This window comes from Streptomyces sp. 13-12-16 (genome assembly GCF_002114215.1).
Taxonomy (GTDB): domain Bacteria; phylum Actinomycetota; class Actinomycetes; order Streptomycetales; family Streptomycetaceae; genus Streptomyces.
In genome coordinates this window covers 1-706 of record NZ_NCTE01001216.1, presented here as the reverse complement: position 1 = coordinate 706, position 706 = coordinate 1, and the positions used below count along the sequence as shown (strand labels likewise).

General features: G+C 79.0%; 1 protein-coding gene. It reads left to right on the top strand.

From position 1 onward, the window contains the following. A partial coding sequence (locus tag B7767_RS37990; RefSeq protein WP_306298041.1) for an SAV_2336 N-terminal domain-related protein occupies positions 1-706 on the top strand: 706 nt, incomplete at both ends.

Genomic DNA, 706 nt, shown 5'->3' with positions numbered 1-706 from the left:
GGCCGGACCCCCACCGGGGGCCGGGCCCGTGCCCCCCGCCCCACGCGCGGGGGGCGACGCCCCCCGCAGTCCGCTCCACCTGCCGCCCCCGGCCTCCCCCTCCCCCGGTGTGCGGACCGAAACGCACACCGCGCTGCTGGCGCCGGCGCCCCCGATGCTGCGCCACCCGTTGGCACTGCAACGCTCCCTGCGCCCGCTCAAGCGCCGGGTGGACTCCCCCGTCGGCCTCGAACTGGACGAACGGGCGACCGCCGACCGGATCGCCCGTCTGGGTGCCGCCCCCGACCGGTGGCTGCCGGTGATGCGGCCCGCCAGGGAGCGCTGGCTGCGCCTGTTCCTCGTGCACGACGCCGGCCCCACCATGCCCGTCTGGCGGCCCCTGATTCGCGAACTGCGCACGGTACTGGCCCAGTCGGGGGTCTTCCGCACGGTGACGGCGCTGCGCGCCGGACCCGACGGCACGGTCCGGGGACACGGCGCGCACGCCCTCGGGGGCGGACGCGACGCCGTCCTCGTCGTCAGCGACTGCATGGGCCCGCAGTGGCGGGAGGGCCCGGCCGGCGCCCTGTGGTACGCCACCCTGCACCGCTGGGCCCGCCGGGTGCCCCTGGCCGTGGTCCAGCCCCTCCCGGAACACCTGTGGCGGGACACGGCCCTGCCCGCCGTCGCGGGCCTGCTGTCGGCCCCGTACCCGGCCGCTCCCGCC